Source organism: Arthrobacter sp. KUASC02 (assembly GCF_059739395.1).
This window is the reverse complement of record NZ_AP046053.1, coordinates 478819-500530: the sequence shown is the minus strand read 5'-3', so window position 1 is coordinate 500530 and position 21712 is coordinate 478819. Positions and strand designations below refer to the sequence as shown.

Genomic DNA, 21712 nt, shown 5'->3' with positions numbered 1-21712 from the left:
GGCGTTCAGGCCTTCGCCGCAGCTGGCACGGGTGCCGGCGCGCTCGCCGAGGCAGACTTCTGGGACTCTGGCTTCTGCCCCGGGAAGACGTCATTGACCTCTTCCTCGCTCCAGCCCTGGCGGGAGATGCGCTGCAGCTCGTCCGTGACCGGCTTGCGGGTTGCCTGGAACATAGCCAGGGCCTCCTTGACCGAACCGGCCCGGCCCAGCGCGTCGGCCAGTGCTCCGGCGTCCTCAATGGCGGAGTTCGCACCCTGGCCCTGGTGGTGCAGCATGGAGTGCGCCGCGTCGCCCATAAGCACCACGGAGTCGGTGTGCCACACATCAACCGGGTCGATGTCGTAGACGGCGCGGATGTTGACCGCGTCCATGTCGAGGTCCCGGGCGATGCTCACGATCCGGTCGTCGAAGCCCTCCACGGTCGCCAGGAGGTCCTCCTTCGTGATGGCGGGCGCCCACGTGCCGTCCGGGTTGAGGGCGGTGATATCGAAGGACATCTGGTTGCGGTGGCGCAGCGGCAGCAGGTAGACCTTCGTGCCCCTGCCCATGTACATGCGGAGGTTGTCGTCCGCCACCATGCCGTGGGCGTCGTCAGCGGAGATCACCACGCGGTAGGCGTGCTCGCCGGAGAACACCGGGCCCTTGTCACTGAAGAGCTGCTCACGTACCGAGGACTTGATGCCGTCGGCACCAACCACCAGGTCGGCCTCGGCGGTCTCCCCGTTGGCGAAGGTCAGGACGGAGCGGTCACCCTTGTCCTCGATGCTCTCCAACCGGTGGCCGAGCTGCACCATGCCCTCGGGAAGCACGCCCAGAAGTGCCTCGATAAAGTCGCGTCGGTGGATGAGGTAGGTCTGCTTCTCGTCGCCGAACTCCGGCCACGTGTCCTTCATGATGGGCTCACCGGTGGCGGTGAGGATTTCGAAGTAGTCGCTGGCCGAGCTCACCTTGGCGATCTCGTCGAAGATCCCCCACTGGCGGAACCGGGCCATGGTGGCGGGACGCAGGCCGATGCCGGCGCCCACCTCGCCCATCTGGGGAGCCTGCTCGTAGACCTTGACGTCCGCACCGAGCAGGCTCAGGGCCTTCGCCGCAGCGGCGCCGCCGTAGCCTGCGCCGACGATGGCGATCTTGAGGTTCTTGATGTCTTCAGCCTTCATGGTTTTATCTCTTTCGTGGCTCTTTAAGTTGTGGTGGTCTGTCCGGGGCTCAGGCGCTCAGCGACAGGAAGTCGGCAGGGTTGTCCTCGAGCAGGAGTTTGAGCGTGGCGTCGTCGATGCCGGCCGCGCGCATGTCGGGGATCATGTCCTCGAAGATGTAGTTGATGGTGTGGCCCTTCACGCCCGGCCAGCCCAGCGGGCTGCAGTTTGCGTCGGCCGAGACGAGGAGCTTGTCCGCATAGCCCTTGTTCACGAGCTTGACGAAGTGCTCCATGCGTTCGGCGCGCTTGCGGCCCCAGAACGGCGGATCCGGCAGTTCGAGGTCGTAGCCGAAGGTGTCGAAGCCGATGCGGCCGCCCTGCTCGTAGATCCAGTCGTGCGGGGTGATCGGGGCGTTCAGGCCGTCGTCGGCATGGCCGAAGAGCACGCGGTCCAGCGAAAGGCCCTCCTCGGTGAAGATGGTCACCGCCGGTTCGGGGTCGATGGCCAGGTGCGTCAGGATCGGAGCACCGGTGACGACGGCGGCGCGCGCCGCAGCGCGGTAGATGCGCTTGTCCAGGTCCGTCATCCGTCCGCCGCGGCTCACGCCGACCTTGATGACGCCGGCCTTGGCGCCCGTGTTGCCGATGCCGACCGTGATCTCGTGGATGAACACCTTCGTGAGGTAGTCCACGGTGGCACGGGAGAAGTGCGGCAGGGCGGTGTCGCCGCCCACGAAGCCGGTGCAGGCCACGATGTGCACGCCCGTCTTCTGCGACAGGGACTTGTAGTAGTCCACGTCGCGGCCGTTGCAGATGCCGGTGGCGTCCACGAAGGTCCCGCCGCCGTATTCGCGGAACTTCCGCAGCTTCGGCACGGTTTCCTCGTAGGCCTGTTCCGGCGATTTCCACCATTTGGTGTCCAGTTCGGAGCCGGGCATGCCGTAGCCGATGTGTTCGTGGACCGCCACGATTTCCAGTTCTTCGGCCGGGATGGTCCCCAGCACGGTGTTGACCTTGGTCATTCGTTCACCTCAGGGTTCGAAAGCTTGTTGTAGGTGGGCCGGGCGTGCTTAGCGCACGGTCAGCAGGTTGCGGGGGTTGTCCACGAGGATGCGCCGGGCGTCTTCTTCGCCCAGGCCGCGGGCCTTGAGGAACGGCACAAAGGTGGTCAGGACGTGGCTGTAGGGCAGGTTGTACTCCGGCAGGCCCTTCGCCACGCCGATCGAGTTGCCCGACAGGATGATCTTGTCGGCATGGCCGGCCTTGACGAGCTCGAGCACCAGCTCGGCGCGCTCGTGGTCGGTCAGGTAGTCCGCGTGGTCGTTCAGGCCTACGTGGTCGATCCCGACGAACGCTCCACGGCCGGCCACCTCGATGGCGGAGCCGGTGGCGTCCTTGCGGTCCAGGCCGCCCACGAGTACCCGGTCGGCTCCGATCTGTTCGTCCAGGACGACGTCCAGGTCATGCAGGGCATCGGCGCCGAAGCGGATGGAGACGGGGACGCCGGTGGTCCTGGCGGCGCGGGCTGAGCCGCGGAAGAGGCTTTCCTCGGTGGGCGTCATACCGGCGCGGTCGGCGACAGTGGCGACGATACCGGCAGCGGCGCGGCGCTCGACCCGGGGCACCACCATCCCCTCGGTGACCTCCTTGCCGAAGAGATCGCCGAACTTTTCGGCCGGCCACGGGGTGGGTGGGTTGGTCTGCGGTGTCAGGAAGTATCCGCCGAGTTCTTCCTCCGGGCCCAGGCCCGTGGAGGCAACGATGTGGACGCCGGTGGAACGGGAAAGCGCCTCGTAGAGCTTGAGGTCCCGGCCGTGGAACATGCCGGTGCTGTCGACGATGGTCTGACCGCCGTGTTCGCGGAAGTCCGTGAGTTTGGCGGCCAGGGCCTCGAAGATCGCCGCCCGGTCCATCGAGATGTCGGGGGCGTACTGGGCACCGGGGAGCACCGACAACAGCGCCTCATGGACCGCGACAACGCCCAGTTCAGAAGCAGGTACGGGACCCAGGACCGTGTTGACGGTATGCCCGGCGGGGGCATCAATCGCGTCGGCGGTGCCGGTGGGGGTGGGGTAACTCACGGGGCTTCTCCCTTGAAGATCGGGTGCTGAATGCTGGGGGCGCCGCGGAGTTGGACCGTGCCGTCGCCCCGTTGCGGTGTAGCCAGCATCACATAATTCTTTACATAGTGTCAAGGAAATAATCGCAGCGTACGGTAATCAGTCGATGCGACTCCATTAAGGTTCGTCACGTAAAAGCTCTTGACATGATGTAAAGCTTCCAGACAAACTGTGGGGAGCGCCACACGTAGTTCGGAAACAAAGGAGTTTCATCGATGAGTCAGACCAACACTGCCCAGGCGGGCACTGCACAGACGGGCCCCGTACCGGGCCGCGGCTCCGTACGAGCCACCTTCATCGCCGCCTATAGCGCGGTCACCCTGGCCCAGATCACCAATGCACTGCCGGGCGCCCTCAACGGCACCTTCGCCGTGGAATTCCACACCTCGGGCGCCGGCCTGACCTGGATTGCGGGCATGTTCATGATGGGCATCGTGGTGTTTGAGCTCAGCTGGGGAGTCCTGGGCGACCTCTTCGGCCGGAAGAAGCTGCTGTACGCAGGTGCCGTGGTCAGCGTCGCCGGTTCCGTCCTGGCGGCACTGGCGACCACCACGGAGATGATGATCGCGGCGCAGGCTGTCGGCGGCATCGGTGCGGGCATCCTCTTCCCCATTTCGCTGTCCATGATCGCGGCGATCACCCCGGACCACCGGGCCCGGGCGAAGGTCATCGCCACCTGGGCCGGGTTCCTGTCCCTGGGTGCGGTGATCTCCCCCATGCTGGCCGGCCTCACGGCGCAGGCCTTCACCGTTGCGGGATTCAGCGGCTGGCGGGTGGCGTACTACATTGCCGCCGCGATCGCCGTCGCCGTCCTGATCGTTGCGGTCGGGGCGAAAGACTCCGCTGCCGCCGAGGGGCGCAAACTCGACCTGCCCGGTCAGTTCACCCTGGCGCTCGGCCTGATTGCCGTTCTCTTCGCCACGGTGACGGCTGTCGACGCCGGCTTCGGCAGCGCCGAGGTGGTCGCAAGCTACGTTGCAGGCGCCGTCCTCCTGGTCGCCTTCGTCGTGATCGAAACACGCACCAAGCAGCCGCTGATCCACCTCTCGCTGTTCAAGAACAGCGCCTACTCGATCACGGGCATCGTTGCCGTGACAGGCATGTTCGCCTTCCTCGCAGTTTGCTACAGCACCAGCGTCGCCGTCGGCGGGCTCGCCCTCGCCGAAGCCTGGAAGGTCGGCGTGCTGTTCGTCTTCATCCAGGGCCCCGCATTCGCCTTCATCCCGGTGGTGGGCTGGCTCATCCACCACGTGGCACCGCGCTGGGTGCTCACCGCCGGCTTCGCCTTCATGGCAGCCTCCGCCTTCTGGCTCTCTACGGTCCCGCTGGGCACGCCGGAGGCCTTCGGCGGAACTCCGTGGACGGCGTTCATTCCGCCGCTCCTGCTCCTGGGCATCGGGTTCGCGCTCACGGTCGGCTCCATCACCGCCGTCGCCATCAACACCGTCCCGCCGCAGCACATCGGGATGGCGTCCGCCACCACCAACCTCCTGCGTGACCTCGGCTTCGCCCTGGGCCCCGTCATCGGCTCAGCCATCGCCTTCGGCGTCGGAGCCACCGCCTTCGCCGCACCCCTCGCCGGGATCCTCGGCGGTGCAGGACTCCCCGCGGACGCCGTCGCCGGGCTGTCGAACGTGCCGCCGCTGGGCTACCTCTCCGGCTGGGACGGCGTCATCGCGCAGTTCACCGGCCAGGCAACGGCCGGCGGCGCACCCGCCCAGGCGGTCGACGGCATGGTCAAGGCCCTCACCTCCGCACAGCCGCAGATCCAGGGCGTGGCGGGTACCTCCCTCGGCCAGGGCTTCCAGGCCGTCTACCTCGCTGCGGGCATCGCGGCCATCCTGTCCGCCGTCCTTACCCTCTTCATCTCCGCACGTTCCTCGGCCCCCGCGCCGGATGCGGTTGCGGAACCCACGAAGACCGCGGCAGCCAACGCCGAGGCAAGCGCCGAAGCCGCCGTCTGAGCCTGACGGCCCTACCCAACCACCGACCATCCGCAAGGAGAACACCATGACTGCACCCCTCGAATCAGACATCGACATCTGGGATGACGACATCCTTGTCGACCCCTACCCCACCTATGCCGCGCTCCGCGAGCAGGCCGCAGTGGTCCACCTCCCCAAGAACGACCTGTACGTCCTGACGCGCTACGACGTCATCCGCGACGCCCTCGGCGATCCGGAAACCTTCTCCTCCACCAGCATCGGCTTCAATCCCAGGGTGAACGAGGCGCTTCAAGGCACCTCGCTTGCCTCCGACCCGCCCACGCACACGCAGCTCCGCGCCACGCTGTCGCAGAACCTCACGCCCCGCGCACTCCGCGGACTGAAGGTCGTCATCGACGAAAAGGCGGACAAACTCGTGGCAGAGCTCGCCGCCAGCGGCAGCTTCGAGGCCGTCGATGCCCTGGCCCGGGCCTTCCCGATCGAAATCGTTGCCGACCTCATCGGCTTCAGCGGGCACGTCAAGGACAACATGCTGCGCTGGGGCCAGGCGGCGATGCAGGTCATCGGCCCGCTGAACCAGCGCACGCAGGAGAGCTTCCCGATCGCGGGCGAGCTCTACGGCTGGTGCTCGTCGGTCACCGCCGAAGACCTCACGCCCGGCTCGATCGGGCGCGGAATTTTCGACGCCGAATCGCGCGGCGACATCCCCGAAGGCTCTGCGGGGCACATCATCCACCAGTACCTGGGAGCGGGCGTCGATACGACGATCGCCTCGATCGGAAACATCATCGCGCTGTTCGGCCACCACCCGGAGCAGTTCGAGCTGGTCCGGGAGAACCCGGAACTGGTCCCCGCGGCGTTCGCGGAAGTTCTGCGCTACTGGGCACCGGTCCACATCTGGGGCCGCAAGGCAACCCGCGACGTCGACATCGACGGCGTCACTATTCCGGCAGGCGCCCAGGTGGGCATCCTCTTCGGTGCCGGCAACCGGGACCCGCGGCACTACGGGAATCCCGACACCTTTGATGTCCGGCGCAACCCGGTGGACCACCTCTCCTTCGGCTACGGACCGCACGGCTGTGCCGGCCAGGGCCTGGCGAAACTCGAAGCGCACGCGATCATCGAAGCACTCGCCCGCCGGGTGAAATCGTTGACAGTCTCCGATGAGGTCCGGGAACCGAGCAACATCACGCGGAGTTTCGAATTGCTCCAGGTCGAAAAGGTGGTGGCAGCATGAGGATCGAACTGGACCGGCCGCGCTGCGAGGGACACGGCCTGTGCGAGGAAGCCGCGCCCACGCTGATGCATCTCGACGACGACGGCGATCTGGTCATCGATGTTCCGGACGCAGAAGGGGCCGACCTGGACGCCGCAAAGGCGGCGGTCCGGGTCTGCCCGGTGGCCGCGCTGCGATTGGCCGCGGCATGACACTGCGACGGATAGTGGTGGTGGGCAACGGCATCGCCGGCCTCACGGCCTGCGACTCGCTGCGTTCGGCCGGCTTCGACGGTGAGCTCACGGTGGTGGGCGCCGAGCGTCACCACCCGTACAGCCGCCCCGCCCTGTCCAAGGCGCTGCTGCATGGCGATGACGGGAATAGTGACGGCGCCCTCCGGGCGCACGAACTCCCCCCGCCCACCCATGAAGCAACGGAGCTGCTCGGCGTCAGTGCCACAGGCCTGGACGTGGACGCCCGGCTGGTTAGCCTGGACGGGGGCGGTGAGCTGCCGTATGACGGCCTGGTCATCGCCTCCGGTTCCCGGGCGAAGCGTCTCGCCTCCTGGCAATCCGGCGGACCGCAACCGGAGGGCACCTCCCGCGAGCTCACCCTGCGCACCATCGAGGATGCGGTCGCACTTAAGGAACGGGTCTCCGATCGCCCCTCCGTCATCGTGGTCGGCGGCGGACCGCTCGGCATGGAGGTGGCGTCCGGTTGCCTGCACATGGGCTGCGACGTCACGCTCGTCTCCGACGCCACGCCCCTGTCGCGCCAACTGGGCGACCACCTGGCCGGCATCTTCACCTCCGCCGCCATCGGGCGCGGACTGCGGGTGATTGGCGGCGGGAAGGCACGCCTTGTGGATCGCGGCGACAGCGCAACGGTTGTCCTGGCCGACGGCACCGAACTTGAGGCGGACCTCGTGGTCACAGCAATCGGCGATGAGCCGAACATTGACTGGCTGGCCGGCTCGCCACTCCTCACCGACGGGTCGCTGCGAGTCGATTCGCGCGGACGGCTGCGGCCGGACATCGTGGCCGCCGGCGACGTGGCGTTCTTCCCCACCCTGCGCGGCGTACAGCGGGTTCCGCTGTGGACGAGCGCCATCGACCAGGCCAGGGTCGCCGCCGTCGGCCTGCTTCAGGGCGACGCCGCACCCGAGTTCAACTTCCAGCCCTATTTCTGGACGGAGGGCTTCGGACTGTCGCTCAAAGCTGTCGGATTCACCCCGGTGGCGGGTGCCCCCGACTACTGCGAACCTGGCGGGGAGAGCGGGTCCGCGCTCCTGCGCTGGGACAACCCGGACGGTTCCGGGACCGCCGCCGCGCTCAACTACCGGATCCCGATCCCCAGGCTGCGCCGGCTGGCCGACGCCGGTCCGGCCGCGCTGCGTCCAAACGCGCCCGCCCGGGTTTGAGCCAGCCCGCCCGGGTTTGAGCCCGCCCGCCACCGTTAGGATTGATCCATGTCGTCGTTGCGAGAAGCCCAGAAGAAGCTCACCCGCGACATGATCGTGGAGCGGGCACTTGAGCTCTTCACCGAAAAGGGTTACGCCGCGACCACCATCGACGAGATCGCCGCAGCGGCCGGCACCACCAGGGTGACCTTCTACGCGTACTACCCCTCACGTGTTGACCTGATGAAGGACTTTATGGCGCGGGTCAACGCGGTGCTGGACCGCGCCGACGGCCCGGAGAGCGGCTCCACCGCACCCGACCTTGTTGATGTGGTGCGGGCGGGCGAGCTGCCGGGCATTCTGGCCTGGCTGGAGTCCCGGGCGGCGCTCTGGCCGGTATTCCGGCCGTACCTTGACGTGCTCGACGAGGCCGCCGCCGTCGACCGTGAGGTGCGCGCCATGGTGGAGGGCTGGCATGAGGAAGTCATCTCCGACCTGGTCCGCGGAATGCAGCTGGCCGGACGCTTCTCCGAGGAGACGCACCACATCCGCGGAACCCTTGCCTTCACCTCACTCGACTACGTGGCCACGCTCTGGACCCGACGCAAGTTTGAACCAAACCGCGAACACGCGCTGGAGGTCCTGGCGGACAACTGGTACCACCTGCTCTGCGACGAGGGCTGAACGCGCAGCCACTGACGCGCAGCCCCTCCCCCGGGGAACTAGGCATCCAGCCCCAGGCCGGCTGACGGAACCACCGCTCCGGTGGCCGTCGAGTCCGGGTTGAGCATCCAGCCCACCCTCTTGGCCGCGCTCAGCACCACAACGCTTTCGGCCAGCTCGATCCCCGGGATCCGTTGCTGGAGCGCAAGCTCGGCGTTCATCACGTCCGCCAGGGAGTGCAGCCACATGACGATCACGAAGTTGGTCCTGCCGGTGGTGGAGGCGGCAAGCCGGACGTTGCGGAACCCCCGCAGCTCGGCCCCCGCGGAGTCGTGCTGGCCCGGCGGCACGTTGGCGAACCACTGGCACGTGACCGGGTAGCCGGAGTACTTCTGTGCCATTTCGCAGCGGAAGGACAGCAGCTGGCTGGCCAGCACCCGGTTCAACTGCCGCTGGACTGTGGCCGGACTGCGCCCGAGGCCGCGGGCGATCTCCGCCGCGGTGGCCCTCCCGTCCTGTGCGAGGAACGGGATCAGGTCAAGATGGCTCTGCGGCAGCGGGGCACCCGCCACGGCGGGCGGGGCCGAGCCGGATGCCTCTGGCCCGGCGAGCAGCCTGAGGGCGTTCTGCTGCGCCTTGTCCAGGACATTGAGCCGCCAGGCGTAGCCGCCCACGTGCAGCCGCGTGCAGAGCGCGGTCCGGTACTTGAGGAGGCCGGGGATGTCCTTGAACTGCGGCACCACCGTGTCGCTGAAATAGGCAAGAGTGGGCGTGATGACCGTCAGCATCAGGTCGCGGTTGCTGGCCGCTTCCTCCACCGTGACCACTTCGGGCATGGCGGCGAGCGCGGCGGTGACGCCGGCGCGCTGCCGCATCTCGCAGTCCACGTCCACCAGCGCCAGGCACATCTGTTTCGGATCGCCGATCAGGTGGGCCGTGGTCCAGGCGGCGCCGGCCTCCCTCAGCCGGTCCCAACGGGCCGCGAGCGTCGTGGCGTGCACGCCCAAAATTCCGGCGGCGTCGGACCAGCTGATCCGCGGCGCTATCTGCAGCGCGTTAATGATGCGGAGATCGTCCTCACTGACTTCCATCCGGACACATCCCCTTCCCACCGCACGAATCCTGCACAAACCATCATAGTTTTGATTTTTTCCAGCTATTTTCCTCCTTGTGAACCAGCTCACTCCAGAATGGATAGCAGATCACTTACCAATCGTTCGGGAAGTAGGAAAACATATGTCGATCACCGCCGATGCCAGGGAGCTACAGGGCGAAATCGCCCGGTTCCGCCACGAGCTGCATCGGGAGCCGGAGATCGGCCTGGATCTGCCCCGGACCCAGGAAAAAGTACTCAAGGCGCTGGAAGGCCTGCCGTACGAGATCACCCTCGGTGAGAGCACGACGTCGGTCACTGCTGTTTTGCGCGGCGGAGCGCCGCACGCTTCAGCCGTGAAGCCGGCGGTCCTGCTCCGTGCCGACATGGACGGCCTGCCCGTCCAGGAACGCACCGGCGTCGACTTCACTTCACGCATTGACGGCGCCATGCACGCCTGCGGCCACGACCTCCACACGTCCATGCTTGCCGGCGCCGCCCGCCTCCTGGCCGACCGCCGCGAGCAGCTGGCCGGCGATGTTGTCCTGATGTTCCAGCCTGGCGAGGAAGGCTTCGACGGCGCCTCCCACATGATCAGCGAAGGCGTGCTGGACGCGGCGGGCCGGCGCGTGGATGCCGCTTACGCCATGCACGTGTTCTCCGCCCTGGAACCGTACGCCCAGTTTTGCACCAAGCCCGGCGTCATCCTGAGTGCGTCCGACGGTCTCTTCGTCACCGTCCTGGGTGCCGGCGGCCACGGCTCCGCGCCGCACTCCGCGAAGGACCCCGTCACGGCGGTTGCCGAAATGGTGACAGCCCTGCAGGTGATGATCACCCGCCAGTTCAACATGTTCGATCCCGTAGTCCTCACGGTCGGCCTCCTGCAGGCCGGCACCAAACGCAACGTCATCCCTGAATCCGCGCGCTTCGAAGCCACCATCCGCACGTTCTCCGACGCCTCCCGGGAACGGATGATGACGGCCATTCCGGTCCTCCTCAAAGGAATCGCCGCAGCCCACGGCCTCGAGGTGGACGTCGACTACCGCTCCGAGTACCCGCTCAGCGTCACGGATGAAGACGAGACGCACACCGCCGAAAAGACCATCCAGAAGCTCTTTGGCGACTCCCGCCTCACCCGCTGGGCCACCCCGCTCAGCGGGTCGGAGGACTTCTCCCGGGTAATGGCGGAGGTGCCCGGCACGTTTATCGGGCTCAGCGCTGTTGCCCCCGGCGCGGACCACACCGCCACCCCGTTCAACCACTCCCCTTACGCCACATTCGACGACGGCGTTCTCTCCGACGGCGCGGCGCTCTACGCAGAGCTGGCCGTTTCCCGCATCGCAGCCCTCGCGGCTGCAGGCAACTGACCTTCCCTTCACTTTTGGAGCCCCACATGACTTCCACCGTAGGCATGCCAGCCGAGGTCCAGGTTCACAAGTCCCACCTCCGGACCCTCATCGGCACCGGCATCGGCAACGCCGTTGAATGGTACGACTGGGCCATCTACGCCACATTCTCACCGTTCATCGCCAGCGCACTGTTCAGCAAGGCGGATCCTACGTCGGCCTTCCTGGCCACCCTGGCGATCTTCGCCGTCGGCTTCGTGGCCCGTCCCTTCGGCGGCTTTGTCTTCGGCTGGATCGGTGACCGGATCGGCCGCAAGACGTCCATGACGTTCGCCGTCGGCCTGGCAGCCCTCGGCAGCCTGCTGATCGGCGTCGCCCCGACGTTCGAGGCTGTCGGTGCGTTCGCGTCCGTAATGCTGCTGGTGGCCCGCCTGATCCAGGGCCTGGCGCACGGCGGGGAGCTGCCGTCGTCGCAGACCTACCTTTCCGAAATGGCCCCCAAGGAAAAGCGCGGCTTCTGGGCAACCCTCATCTACACGTCCGGCACCGCCGGGATCCTGGCCGGAACGCTGCTCGGCGCCATCCTGTCCAATGTCCTGAGCACGGCCGACATGAACGCCTGGGGCTGGCGCATCCCCTTCCTGATCGGAGGCGCCCTGGGCGTCTACGCCCTGGTGATGCGGGCCCGGATGAAGGAAACCGAAGCCTTCGAGGCCGAGTCGCCCAAGGAAAAGCACGAGCCGATGTGGCCGCAGATCTGGCGGCACCGCAAGCAGGCCCTGCAGGTCATCGGCCTGACGGTCGGCCTCACCGTGAGCTACTACATCTGGGGCGTGGTGGCACCGAGCTACGCCGCCACCACCCTGAAGATGGACCGCGGCGAAGCCCTTTGGGCCGGCGTCATCGCCAACATCGTGTTCATCGCCGCGCTGCCGTTCTGGGGCAAGCTGTCCGACCGCATCGGCCGCAAGCCGGTCCTGATCATGGGCTCCGCCGGCGCCGCCCTGCTGCACTTCCCCATGACCTGGCTACTGAAGGACTCCCCCTGGCAGCTCGCCGTCACCATGTCCGTCATGCTGTTCTTCATCGCCGCCAGCGCCGCGATTGTCCCGGCCGTCTACGCCGAGCTCTTCCCCACCAAGATCCGCACGGTCGGAGTCGGCGTCCCCTACTCCATCTGCGTCGCGGCCTTCGGCGGCACGGCCCCGTACCTGCAGACCTGGCTGGGGACCATCGGGCAGGCCAACCTGTTCAATGTCTACGCAGTGCTCCTGCTGCTGATTGGCATCGCGTTCGTCTTCACCATCCCCGAGACCAAGGGCAAGGACCTGACGCACTAACTCCCGACGGCGGCCCGGCCGCCTGACGTGAACACCGGCGGGGGCCGGGCGGCACTGCCGCCCGGCCCCCGCCATTGGCGCGTCTGGGAGAATGGGGATGCCCGACGCATCGCGGCACCGTAGCGGGATGCACAGCCCGATCTGCTTACAATCAACCGACAGTCATCTAACAAGGGAACCATGAAGAAACTCACCACGGCCCTGCTCGCCGCCGGGCTCATCATCTCCGCTTCGGCCTGTTCGGCACCGGAAAAACTGACCACCGCGGAGACCTGCGACCGGCTCAAGATCGTTGTGACGGATTCCAGCGCCAACGCCGGCAAGACCGGGATGGTCATCCTGGGCAACCGGCTTCGCCCGATCGTGGCGGGTGCCTCGGACGAGCTGAAGCCCGCGGTGCAGGCAATCCTGGATTACGCGGACGAGTCCGCAAAGGAGAACCCGGATGCCGACAAGGTTGCCGAGCTGCAGGCCGGCTACCAGAAGGCCGGCGCCACGTTCGGGCAGCTCTGCACGTCGTAGCCGTTCTGCACGACTGACGCCGCTCCCTAGCCCAGGTGGACCGGCGGGCCGTTTACGTCGGCGCCGCTGAACCTTTTCCGGTCGATGGTGATCAGCAGGAGCGCAATCGGCATAATCAGGATCGACACGGCCGCCGCCCACAGGAACACCTCCGCATAGCCGGCGGTCAACGCCGCCATGGAGGCAGTTCCTGCGGCGGCCGTGGCCGCAGCGGCGATGGTGCTGAAGAGGGCGATGCCCAGCGAGCCGCCGATCTGCTGTGAGGCGTTCACCAGGGCACTGGCAACACCGGCATCGTCCTTGTCCACGCCGAAAAGGGCAAGGTTCTGCATGGGAACGAACACCATTCCCAGGCCCAGGCCCATCAGGACCAGCGCGGGCAGCATGTTCACTGCGTAGCTGCCCGCCGCGCTCACCCGGGTGAGCCACAGCATGGCCGCCGCCATAAAGAGCGGCCCGACGGCGGTGGGGATCTTCGCCCCCAGCGTCGGCAGGTTCTTCGCCACGACTGCGGCGGTGACGATCAGCACCACCGTCATCGGTAGGGACGCAATGCCTGCCGGGAACGGGGCGAAGCCGAGCACCATCTGGATGTAGAAGTTGATGAACAGGATGCCGCCGATCAGGACGGCGCCTGAGAGGAATGAGGCGAGGAATGCCGCCGCGCGGTTGCGCTCCGTTGCGACCCGCAGCGGCAGCAGCGGGTGTTTCACCTTCTTCTCCACTGCCACGAACAGCACCAGCAGCACCGCGCCGGCAAGAATGAACCCCCACGCCTCGGGGGCACCCCAGCCGTGTTCGGTGTTGGTGAAGCCGTACACCAGCGAACCCAGTCCGAGCGCGGCAAGCACGACGCCGGGCCAGTCGTATTTGGTGGATCCTTCGGCTTTGCTCTCGCGAACCTGGCGCCAGACGCCGACGAAGGCGATGAATGCGATGGGGATATTGACGAAAAAGCACCACCGCCAGGACGCGTAGTCCGTCAGGTAGCCGCCCAGGAGGACGCCGACGGCTGCGCCGACGCCGCTGATGGAACCGAAGATCGCGAACGCCGTTCCGCGGTCCTTGCCTCCGGGGAACGCAACGGTCAGCAGCGCCAGTGCGGCAGGCGCCAGCAGCGCTGCGAAAACACCCTGCAGGGCGCGCGCACCGATCAGCTCCCACGACTCCTGCGCGATGCCGCCGATGAACGACGCAACGGCGAAACCTGCCGCGGCAACGATGAAGGTCCGCTTACGGCCCCAGAAGTCCGCGATGCGCCCGCCCAGCAGCAGGAACGCGCCAAAGGCCAGCGCGTAGGCCGCCACCACCCACGAGCGGGTCGAGTCACTGATCCCCATTTCGGCCTGAAGCCGCGGGAGGGCGAGGTTCACGATAGTGCCGTCCAGGACCACCATGAGCTGCGCCAGGGCGAGGAAGATCAGTGCCCGCCACGCTTTCTGCGGCTTCTGCTCCTGCCGCACGTGCGCGGTTGCCGTATCCAATGCCATTCCTTCACACCTTCCAATTAGTAATACTTATAAAAGTATAACTATTTTCCGGGAGTCGACCCGGCCAGAGGAGTGCAATGGTGGCTACGCGGGCGCGTCGAGGATGGCGGCCAGGCGCTGGAGAGCCGGGAGGCTCGCCTCGATCTGCGCACGCTCGGCCGGAAGAAGCCTGGAGCTTGCCGCCGCGAGCGAATCAGCCCAAGAGCCTTCCAGCAGGGCCTTGATCCGCTGGGACTCAGCAGTGGGGTGGAGCGTGACATACCGCTTGTCGGCGGCGTCGCGCGTACGGGTTACCAGATTCCCGGTGACAAGTTCGCGCACCTGCACGCTCACGTTACTGAACTGACGGCCCAGCCTGTTGGCCACTTCGGCCACAGTGATCCCGGGGTGGTTTTCGATCACGCGAAGGATCTCGAGGAGTCCGTTGGGCAGCGGCCGCACGCCGGTGTCTTCGTGGGACCTCCGCCGGACGTCGGCAGAGATGTCGAGGATGGCCACGGCGAGGGCGCGGTGGTCAACGGCGGGCGCCAGCCCCTCGCCCGACCCAACATTTTCCATCCCACCAGCATAGGGGCGGCCGGGCCGGGCACGATCCTAAAATTACTTGACGCTTCAAGTTTCTAGGTCTATATTTAGTTGTAGCTTCAACGAGTAATCCTCCAGCAGAACAGAACCTGATGAAAACCCTCCTGGCCCGCATCTTTGGAAAGAAGACTCCCATGACTGACATCACCATCATCGGTAACGGCAACATGGCCCGTGGCATTGCCACCCGCGCCCTCGCAGCCGGCAAGGCCGTGGAGATCCTCGGACAGGACGCGGCCAAAGCCCAAACCCTGGCTGTCGAACTCGGCGCAGGTGTCACCTCAGGCACCACCGCCGACGCCCCGCAGGGCAGCATCGTGGTGCTGGCCGTCCCGTTCGACGCCGCCAAGGCAGTAGTCACCGGCTATGGTGACGCCCTCGCCGGCAAGACCATCGTGGACATCACCAACCCCGTCAACTTCGCAACCTTCGATTCCCTGGTGGTCGAACCGGGCTCGTCCGCTGCCGAGGAAATCTCCGCCCTGGTTCCGGCCAGTGCCAGCGTGGTCAAGGCCTTCAACACCACCTTCGCGGGGACCCTGGTGGCCGGCGAATCCGGCGGCCAGCCGCTGGACGTCTTCATCGCCGGTGACGCCCCGCATGGCACCGACGCCGTGAGCAGTTTTGTGGCCGCGGCCGGAATGCGCCCGCTTGTTGTCGGTCCACTCAAGCGCTCCCGTGAACTTGAGGGGTTCCAGTTCGTCCTCATGACCATGCAGGCCAACCCGGCGTTCGCCGACTTCAACTGGGACACGGGGCTCGCCATCACCAAGTAGTACCCCGGCGAAAAGCCGGAAGCGGACGACGCCGGGACCTCCCGGCGTCGTCCGCTTCTGTTTTGGTGGTCAACACGGCATTGAGTGCGGCAGCCAGGCCACAGCACCGCACCGCGTTACGGCAAGCTAGCCCGCGGTGCCGATTTCGCGGTTCACGGCCGGCATGATTTCGGTGGCCAGCAGTTCGATGGAACGTGCGGTCTCGGCGAACGGCAGGCCGCCGAGGCCGATCTGCGCCATGTACCGGCTGTTGCCGAGGGTTTCGTGTATTTCCAGGAGCTTCTCAGTGACCTGCTGTGGACTTCCGACGAGCAGCCCGCCGCCCGGTTCACTCCAGTCATCAAAGGTGGCGCGCGGGAAATGGTCCACGGCGCGTGGCATGTTCTGCTCGAAATAGGCCCGGTAGTGCGGGTAGAAAGTGTCCCGTGCCTGCTGCGAGGTGGGGGCCGCGTAGAAGTGGCCGCCCACGCCCACCGGCAGGGCGCCGGCGTCGTGGCCGGCGTCGGTGGCGCTCTGGCGGTACAGCTCCGCCAGGCGGCGGAACCGCTGCGGACCGGACAGGAGCGCAATGAACAGGGGAAGGCCCAGCCGGCCGGCCCGGACGAAACTCGCCGGCGTCCCGCCCACGCCCACCCAGACGGGGAGCTTGTCCTGGATCGGGCGGGGCGCAATGTCCATCCCGGGCACGCTTTGGGTCAGTGTTCCCCGCCAATCCAGGACGGCGTTGTCCCGCAACTCGAGGAGCATGCGCAGCTTCTCGTCGAAGAGCCCGTCGTAGTCCTCAGTGCTGTGGCCGAACAACGGATAGGACTCGATGAAGGCGCCGCGTCCGGCGATGATTTCGGCCCGCCCGTCGGAAATCAGGTCCAGCGTGGCGAACTGCTCAAAGAGCCGCACGGGGTCCTGGGTGGACAGGACCGTGACGGCGGTGCTGAGCCGGAGGTTGGTGGTTTCGCGGGCGATGGCTGCCAGCACCATCTCGGGCGCGGAAAGGGCGAAATCCCGCCGGTGGTGTTCACCCAGGCCCAGGAAGCTGAGGCCCGCCTGGTCCGCCAGCTTGGCCAGCTCAATGATCTCGTGCACCCGCTGCCGGGGTGAGAGTGCGCTGCCGGTGTCGATGTTTCGGGAAAGCTCACCGAAAGTGAAAATGCCAAAGTCCATGCTTGGTTGAACATTCAAGTTCCTGATTTCATTCCAGTTACTTTGTGTGACGCCTCGTGACCTTCTCAGCGTCCGGGGCCGCCGATGCGGGCTCCCGGATGACGCTTTGAGTCACTGCATTAACGCCGGTGAACAAGCGCGACACCGGCCATTGATACAGCCGCGGGCCGGACCGTAACCTCAATCCAAGCGCTGGAACCGGGGCACCGGACACGCTCCACAAGAGCAGCAGGCCCAGCAATTGACCACGACGGAGGGCGGCAGAAATGCCGCCGCGAGCCTCCGTCCCCTCCGCTCTCCGCACCCCCGACTCTTGTCCGGCGGCGAGGCCCTGTGCGGCCCGCCGCAATCGTGAAGGAATCCCCATGTCATCGCATCAGAACCCCGAAGGATCCACCCGCATCGTTGCGGGACAAACGCCCAAGCCCCAAAACTCCGCAGGAAAGCGCAAGCGCGCCCTCGGCATCGGCATCGCCGCAGGCCTCGTCGCGCTGATCGCCGGCGGCGCCGCAGTGGCATCGAACCTCAACCGCAGCCCCCAGGCGCAGCCGGCGGCCGCAGCTGCCGCCGGCACGCCCGCTGCTGAACTGAAGCTGGGCTATTTCGGCAACGTCACCCACGCCCCGGCGCTGGTGGGAGTCAAGCAGGGTTTCCTTGCCAGGAGCCTGGGCGAGACCAAGCTCAGCACGCAGGTGTTCAACGCCGGCCCGGCCGCGATCGAAGCCCTCAACGCCGGTGCGATCGATGCCACCTACATCGGCCCGAACCCGGCGATCAACTCGTTCGTGAAGAGCAAGGGCGAGTCCGTGAGCATCATCGCCGGTGCCGCGGCGGGCGGCGCGCAGCTGGTGGTGAAACCGGAGATTGCCGCCGCGGCGGATTTGAAGGGCAAGACCCTGTCCACGCCGCAGCTGGGCGGGACCCAGGACGTGGCGCTGCGGGCCTGGCTGGCTGCGCAGAGCTACAAGACCAACACCGACGGCAGCGGCGACGTGGCCATCAACCCCACCGAGAACGCCCAGACCCTGAAGCTGTTCCAGGACGGCAAGCTCGACGGCGCGTGGCTGCCCGAGCCCTGGGCGTCCCGGCTGGTGCTGCAGGCCGGCGCCAAGGTGCTGGTGGACGAAAAAGACCTGTGGGACGGGTCCCTGACCGGGAAGCCGGGCGAGTTCCCCACCACCATCCTGATCGTGAGCAAGAAGTTCGCCACCGACCACCCCGAGACCGTCAAAGCCCTGCTCAAGGGCCACGCCGAATCCGTGGCCTGGCTCAACTCCGCGGCCGCGGACGAGAAGTCCTCCGTCATCAACGCCGCGCTGAAGGAAGCCTCCGGCGCTGAACTGAAGGCCGACGTTATTGAGCGGTCGCTGAAGAACATCGTGTTCACCGTGGATCCGCTGGCCGGAGCCTACAAGAAGCTGCTCGAGGACGGTGTGAAGGCCGGCACCACCAAGGAAGCCGACATCAGCGGCATCTTCGATCTCACGGCACTGAACAGCGTCACCGCCGAAACCGGCGGCAGCAAGGTCAGCGCCGCCGGACTCGGCAAGGAGTAGCCGCCTTAGTACTCGATTCTTTCGGTCCGTCCGCTGTGCAGGGATCGGGTGGCCGCCTCGGCGATGGCCTGCGCCTTGAGCCCGTCCTCCAGCGAGGGCGTGGGTGCCGTGCCGTCCTCCAGCGCGGAAACGAAGTGTGCGAGTGCCGCGGCGTAGGTGGGCTTCACGAGCTCGAACCAGCCCGGATGCAGGCCGTCGTCGATGACCTGCCCCGCCCGGTACCGGGACACCGCACCCGTGCGCCGGCGCTGAGTCTCGGCCATCCCTTCGGAGCCGAACACCTCGATGCGTTCGTCGTAGCCGTAGCTGGTGCGCCGGATGCTGTCGATCTGCACCAGCGCCCCGGTGGGGAGGCGGAGCGTCACGGCGGAGGTGTCGACGTCGTCGTAGTCGGCAAGGCGCGGTTCCGCCAAAGCGGACCCGACGGCGGACACCTCCACGGGATCCAGCCCCGTCAGCCAGCGGACCAGGTCAAAGAAGTGCACGGTCTGGTCCCGCATCTGGCCCCCGGATGCGGCGATGTAGGACAACGGCGGAACGGCCGGCCCGCGGCTGGAGAGCTGGAGAAGTTCGACGGCGCCCACCTCCCCGGCGTCGATGATCCGCTTGAGTTCCACGTAGTCGCGGTCAAAGCGGCGGTTGAAGTCCACCATCACCGGGACGCCGCGGCCGGCCGCGTGGGCAGCGGTTTCGCGGGCCCGGCGCAGGTCCAGGTCGATCGGTTTCTCGCACAGGACGGCCAGGCCGGCGTCGGCCGCGCGGGCCAGGTGCTCCGCGTGGGTGTCCGTGGAGGAAGCGATGAACACGGCGTCCACCTCCCGGGGGTCGAACACCTCGTCCAGGTCGCTGACGGCCTGGGTGCCGTGGACTTCGGCCAGGGCTTTGGCCCGGTCGTGGTCGATGTCGTAGATCCGGGAAAAGTCGATGCCCCGGTGCGCGGCAAGGTTGGCGGCATGGACGGAGCCGATGAAACCGGCTCCGAGAAGGGCGAAGCGTTGCATGTCAGATTCCTGCTTCCTGGAACGACGCCGCAGGACGGCCGGCGCCGGGCGAGACCCAGGCGGAGTCCCGGTGGTGCGATGCCGCCACGGCTTCGACGAATTGGACGCCCAGGAGCCCGTCGATGCCGGTGGGGATGGTCAGTTCCCGTGACGGCGGCGGCGTGCCGTCGCGGCGGGCGCGCAGGATGTCCGCCAGGTCGCGGTAGAAGTTGGCGAACGCCTCGAGGAACCCCTCGGGGTGGCCCAGGCCAACGCGGGTGAGCCGGGTGGCGTCTTCGGACAGCGCGCCGAGGCCGTGGGTGAGGACCGTGGTGGCGCCGTCCAGGTCCTGGACGGTGAGGTGGTGCGGGTCCTCGTGCTGCCATTCGAGGCTGCCTTTGTCGCCAAACACCCTGATGCGCAGGCCGTGGTTGTGGCCGGTGGCGGCCATGCTGGCCCAAAGCCTGGCCGGCACTCCCCCGGCCAGTTCAAGTTCCACGGTGGCGTGGTCGAAGACGCGGCGGCCGGGAACCAGGGTGCTCAGCCGGCCGGACACGCGGTCCGCGTCCAGTCCGGTGATATAGCGCAGCAGGTGGTACGCGTGGGTTCCGAGGTCACCCACCACGCTGGGGAATCCGGCAATATCCGGATTGGTGCGCCAGCGCGCCTGTTTGTGGCCCTGTTCCTCGAGCGGCGTGGCCGCCCAGCCGGAGGCGTGTTCGACGTCGACGAAGGTCACCCGGCCCAGGTCGCCGTCGCGGACCATCCGCGCCGCGTGACGCACCATCGCGTACGCGGAATAGCAGTGCGGGACCGCCAGGACGGCATTGTTTTCGGCGGCGAGCCGCACCAGCTCGGCTGCGGTGCCCGAGTCCCGGGTCAGCGGCTTCTCGCACACCACGGAGATCCCGGCTTCGAGGAAGGCGCGGGCGATGTCGAAGTGGCTGTCGTTGGGCGTCGCCACGACCACGACGTCGGCGCCGTCCGGCCGCGCTGCCTCGGCGGCTGCCATTTCCGTATAGTCCCGGTACGAGCGGTCCCCGGCAATGCCCAGCTCCGCGGCCAGGGCGAGGGACACTTCGCGGTCCCTGCCGAAAACGCCCGATGTCAGCTCGAACTGGTCATCCAGCCGCATCGCATACCGATGGGTCTTGCCGATGTCCGCCCCGGCTCCGCCTCCCACCATTCCTGCGACCAGCCGGCGTGTACGCGGTTCACTCATGACGTTTCCTTCGATTTTGGACAAGTATTGGACCGGTCCATAATGGAGGGGGAACAAGCCGTTAGTCAACCCCTTATGCTGAGGTGGGACCGAGAGGAGACGCAGCATGGACAGTTCGCCCGCAGTCGGCGACCAGCCGCGCAGGCCCACCATTCGGGACGTCGCCGAGCGGGCCGGGGTCTCCAAGTCCCTGGTGTCTTTGGTGCTGGGCGGATCCGCCAGCGTGAGCCCCGGCCGCCGCCAGGCCGTGCAGGATGCCATGGCCGAACTCGACTACCGGCCCAACCAGCTTGCCCGCGGCCTCTCGAGCCCGCGCAGCGGCACCATCGGCGTGCTCCTCAATGACCTGCGCAATCCGTGGTTCGTGGAACTGCTGGAAGGGCTGAGCGCGTCGCTTCATGCGGCGGGAGTCTCGCCCGTCCTTGTCGATTCCTACACGGACCACCGGGTGGGCCGGCACTCGGTGGAAACCCTGCTCGAGCAGCGCATCGACGGCATCGTCGTTGTCGGCACCACCACGGAATCCGCCGCGCTGGAGGCGGCTGCCAGGACCGTTCCGGTAGTCCTCGCCGGCACGCGGGAACCCGAGCTGGACCGGACCGACGTCGTGGTCAACGACGACGAAGCCGGCGCGCGCCAGGCGACCGGACACCTCATCTCCCTGGGCCACCGCCGCATCGCGCACCTGCAGGGGCCGGGCCGGATCGCTGAGCTGCGGCGGGAAGGCTACGAATCCTCCATGCGCGCCGCGGGGCTTGAGCCGCTGGTGGTGGCCGGCGGCATGAGCGAGGAAAGCGGCTACGACGCCACTCAGCGGCTGCTGGCCCGCAAGGAACGGCCCACGGCGATCTTCGCATTCAATGACATCGCCTGCATCGGAGCACTGTCCGCCGCCGATGACCGGGGGCTCAGCGTCCCGGACGACCTCTCGCTGGTGGGATACGACAACACCTACCTGGCCAAGATCCGGCACCTCTCGCTGACGTCGGTGGACAACGGCAACATCGCCGTGGGCCTGCAGGCCGGCAAGTTCATCCTGGAGCGCAGGGACCACCCGGAGCTGCCACAGCGGCTGCATCTGGTACCCACCCAGCTCGTGGTGCGCGGGTCCACCGGGCACGCGCCGGCCTGACTGCGGAGCGGACTGCCCAACGGG

General features: G+C 67.1%; 20 protein-coding genes. 11 read left to right on the top strand and 9 right to left on the bottom strand.

Features of this window, described 5'->3' with window-relative positions; genetic code table 11:
• Positions 1-5 precede the first annotated feature (5 nt).
• Genes AC6JAC_RS02290 through AC6JAC_RS02280 form a run of 3 tightly spaced genes read right to left on the bottom strand, consistent with a single transcriptional unit; the run spans position 6 to position 3222 of the window.
• Positions 6-1160, bottom strand: a complete 1155-nt coding sequence (locus AC6JAC_RS02290; RefSeq protein WP_497963306.1) for an FAD-dependent monooxygenase — start codon at positions 1158-1160, stop codon at positions 6-8.
• Between the two features lie 49 nt (positions 1161-1209).
• Positions 1210-2163, bottom strand: coding sequence for a phosphotriesterase family protein (locus AC6JAC_RS02285; protein WP_028272823.1), 954 nt, complete (start codon positions 2161-2163; stop codon positions 1210-1212).
• Positions 2164-2211: 48 nt separating this feature from the next.
• Positions 2212-3222: a phosphotriesterase family protein gene (locus AC6JAC_RS02280; protein ID WP_497963305.1), complete on the bottom strand. Its 1011-nt coding sequence runs from the start codon at positions 3220-3222 to the stop codon at positions 2212-2214.
• Between the two features lie 254 nt (positions 3223-3476).
• On the opposite strand from AC6JAC_RS02280, the gene AC6JAC_RS02275 reads away from it, so the two are divergent.
• From AC6JAC_RS02275 to AC6JAC_RS02255, 5 genes are read left to right on the top strand one after another with little or no spacing between them, the layout of a single operon-like run.
• A complete protein-coding gene (locus AC6JAC_RS02275; protein ID WP_497963304.1) occupies positions 3477-5225 on the top strand; it encodes an MFS transporter in 1749 nt (582 codons plus the stop codon).
• A gap of 46 nt (positions 5226-5271) precedes the next feature.
• Positions 5272-6444, top strand: a complete 1173-nt coding sequence (locus AC6JAC_RS02270) for a cytochrome P450 (RefSeq protein WP_497963303.1) — start codon at positions 5272-5274, stop codon at positions 6442-6444.
• Positions 6441-6635, top strand: coding sequence for a ferredoxin (locus AC6JAC_RS02265; RefSeq protein ID WP_497963302.1), 195 nt, complete (start codon positions 6441-6443; stop codon positions 6633-6635). Before AC6JAC_RS02270 ends, AC6JAC_RS02265 begins: the two co-directional genes overlap by 4 nt.
• The gene (locus AC6JAC_RS02260; protein WP_497963301.1) at positions 6632-7843 is read left to right on the top strand and encodes an NAD(P)/FAD-dependent oxidoreductase; all 1212 of its coding nucleotides are present in this window, start codon (positions 6632-6634) and stop codon (positions 7841-7843) included. Before AC6JAC_RS02265 ends, AC6JAC_RS02260 begins: the two co-directional genes overlap by 4 nt.
• A 48-nt stretch (positions 7844-7891) precedes the next feature.
• A complete protein-coding gene (locus tag AC6JAC_RS02255; protein WP_497963300.1) occupies positions 7892-8506 on the top strand; it encodes a TetR/AcrR family transcriptional regulator in 615 nt (204 codons plus the stop codon).
• A gap of 38 nt (positions 8507-8544) precedes the next feature.
• Here AC6JAC_RS02255 and AC6JAC_RS02250 read toward each other — a convergent pair whose 3' ends face one another.
• Positions 8545-9576 (bottom strand): Lrp/AsnC family transcriptional regulator, encoded by a 1032-nt coding sequence (locus tag AC6JAC_RS02250; RefSeq protein WP_028272816.1) that lies wholly within the window; start codon positions 9574-9576, stop codon positions 8545-8547.
• Between the two features lie 145 nt (positions 9577-9721).
• Between AC6JAC_RS02250 and AC6JAC_RS02245 the strand changes: the two genes are divergently transcribed.
• From AC6JAC_RS02245 to AC6JAC_RS02235, 3 genes are all read left to right on the top strand, one after another.
• Positions 9722-10945 carry a M20 metallopeptidase family protein gene (locus tag AC6JAC_RS02245; protein WP_497963299.1) on the top strand — a complete coding sequence of 408 codons (1224 nt, stop codon included), beginning with the start codon at positions 9722-9724 and terminating at the stop codon, positions 10943-10945.
• A 26-nt stretch (positions 10946-10971) separates the two neighbouring features.
• Positions 10972-12264: an MFS transporter gene (locus AC6JAC_RS02240; protein WP_497963298.1), complete on the top strand. Its 1293-nt coding sequence runs from the start codon at positions 10972-10974 to the stop codon at positions 12262-12264.
• A gap of 180 nt (positions 12265-12444) precedes the next feature.
• Positions 12445-12786: a hypothetical protein gene (locus AC6JAC_RS02235; protein WP_028272813.1), complete on the top strand. Its 342-nt coding sequence runs from the start codon at positions 12445-12447 to the stop codon at positions 12784-12786.
• A 26-nt stretch (positions 12787-12812) separates the two neighbouring features.
• Here the strand turns inward: AC6JAC_RS02235 and AC6JAC_RS02230 are convergent, their stop codons facing one another.
• Positions 12813-14276 carry an MFS transporter gene (locus AC6JAC_RS02230; protein ID WP_497963297.1) on the bottom strand — a complete coding sequence of 488 codons (1464 nt, stop codon included), beginning with the start codon at positions 14274-14276 and terminating at the stop codon, positions 12813-12815.
• A gap of 84 nt (positions 14277-14360) precedes the next feature.
• A complete protein-coding gene (locus AC6JAC_RS02225; protein ID WP_497963296.1) occupies positions 14361-14834 on the bottom strand; it encodes a MarR family winged helix-turn-helix transcriptional regulator in 474 nt (157 codons plus the stop codon).
• Positions 14835-14995: 161 nt separating this feature from the next.
• Here AC6JAC_RS02225 and AC6JAC_RS02220 point away from each other — a divergent pair, with 161 nt between their 5' ends.
• Complete coding sequence (locus AC6JAC_RS02220; protein WP_028272810.1) at positions 14996-15637, top strand: NADPH-dependent F420 reductase; 642 nt, start codon at positions 14996-14998, stop codon at positions 15635-15637.
• Positions 15638-15763: 126 nt separating this feature from the next.
• On the opposite strand, the gene AC6JAC_RS02215 is transcribed toward AC6JAC_RS02220, so the two are convergent.
• On the bottom strand, positions 15764-16798 hold the full coding sequence (locus tag AC6JAC_RS02215) for an LLM class flavin-dependent oxidoreductase (RefSeq protein WP_497963295.1): 1035 nt from the start codon (positions 16796-16798) through the stop codon (positions 15764-15766).
• Positions 16799-17163: 365 nt separating this feature from the next.
• Between AC6JAC_RS02215 and AC6JAC_RS02210 the strand changes: the two genes are divergently transcribed.
• On the top strand, positions 17164-18354 hold the full coding sequence (locus tag AC6JAC_RS02210) for an ABC transporter substrate-binding protein (RefSeq protein ID WP_497963294.1): 1191 nt from the start codon (positions 17164-17166) through the stop codon (positions 18352-18354).
• A gap of 5 nt (positions 18355-18359) precedes the next feature.
• On the opposite strand, the gene AC6JAC_RS02205 is transcribed toward AC6JAC_RS02210, so the two are convergent.
• Entirely contained in the window at positions 18360-19355 is a 996-nt protein-coding gene (locus AC6JAC_RS02205) for a Gfo/Idh/MocA family oxidoreductase (RefSeq protein ID WP_497963293.1), read from the bottom strand.
• 1 nt (position 19356) lies between these two features.
• Positions 19357-20556 carry a Gfo/Idh/MocA family protein gene (locus AC6JAC_RS02200; protein WP_497963292.1) on the bottom strand — a complete coding sequence of 400 codons (1200 nt, stop codon included), beginning with the start codon at positions 20554-20556 and terminating at the stop codon, positions 19357-19359.
• 106 nt (positions 20557-20662) lie between these two features.
• On the opposite strand from AC6JAC_RS02200, the gene AC6JAC_RS02195 reads away from it, so the two are divergent.
• Positions 20663-21688 carry a LacI family DNA-binding transcriptional regulator gene (locus AC6JAC_RS02195; RefSeq protein WP_454699658.1) on the top strand — a complete coding sequence of 342 codons (1026 nt, stop codon included), beginning with the start codon at positions 20663-20665 and terminating at the stop codon, positions 21686-21688.
• Positions 21689-21712 lie beyond the last annotated feature (24 nt).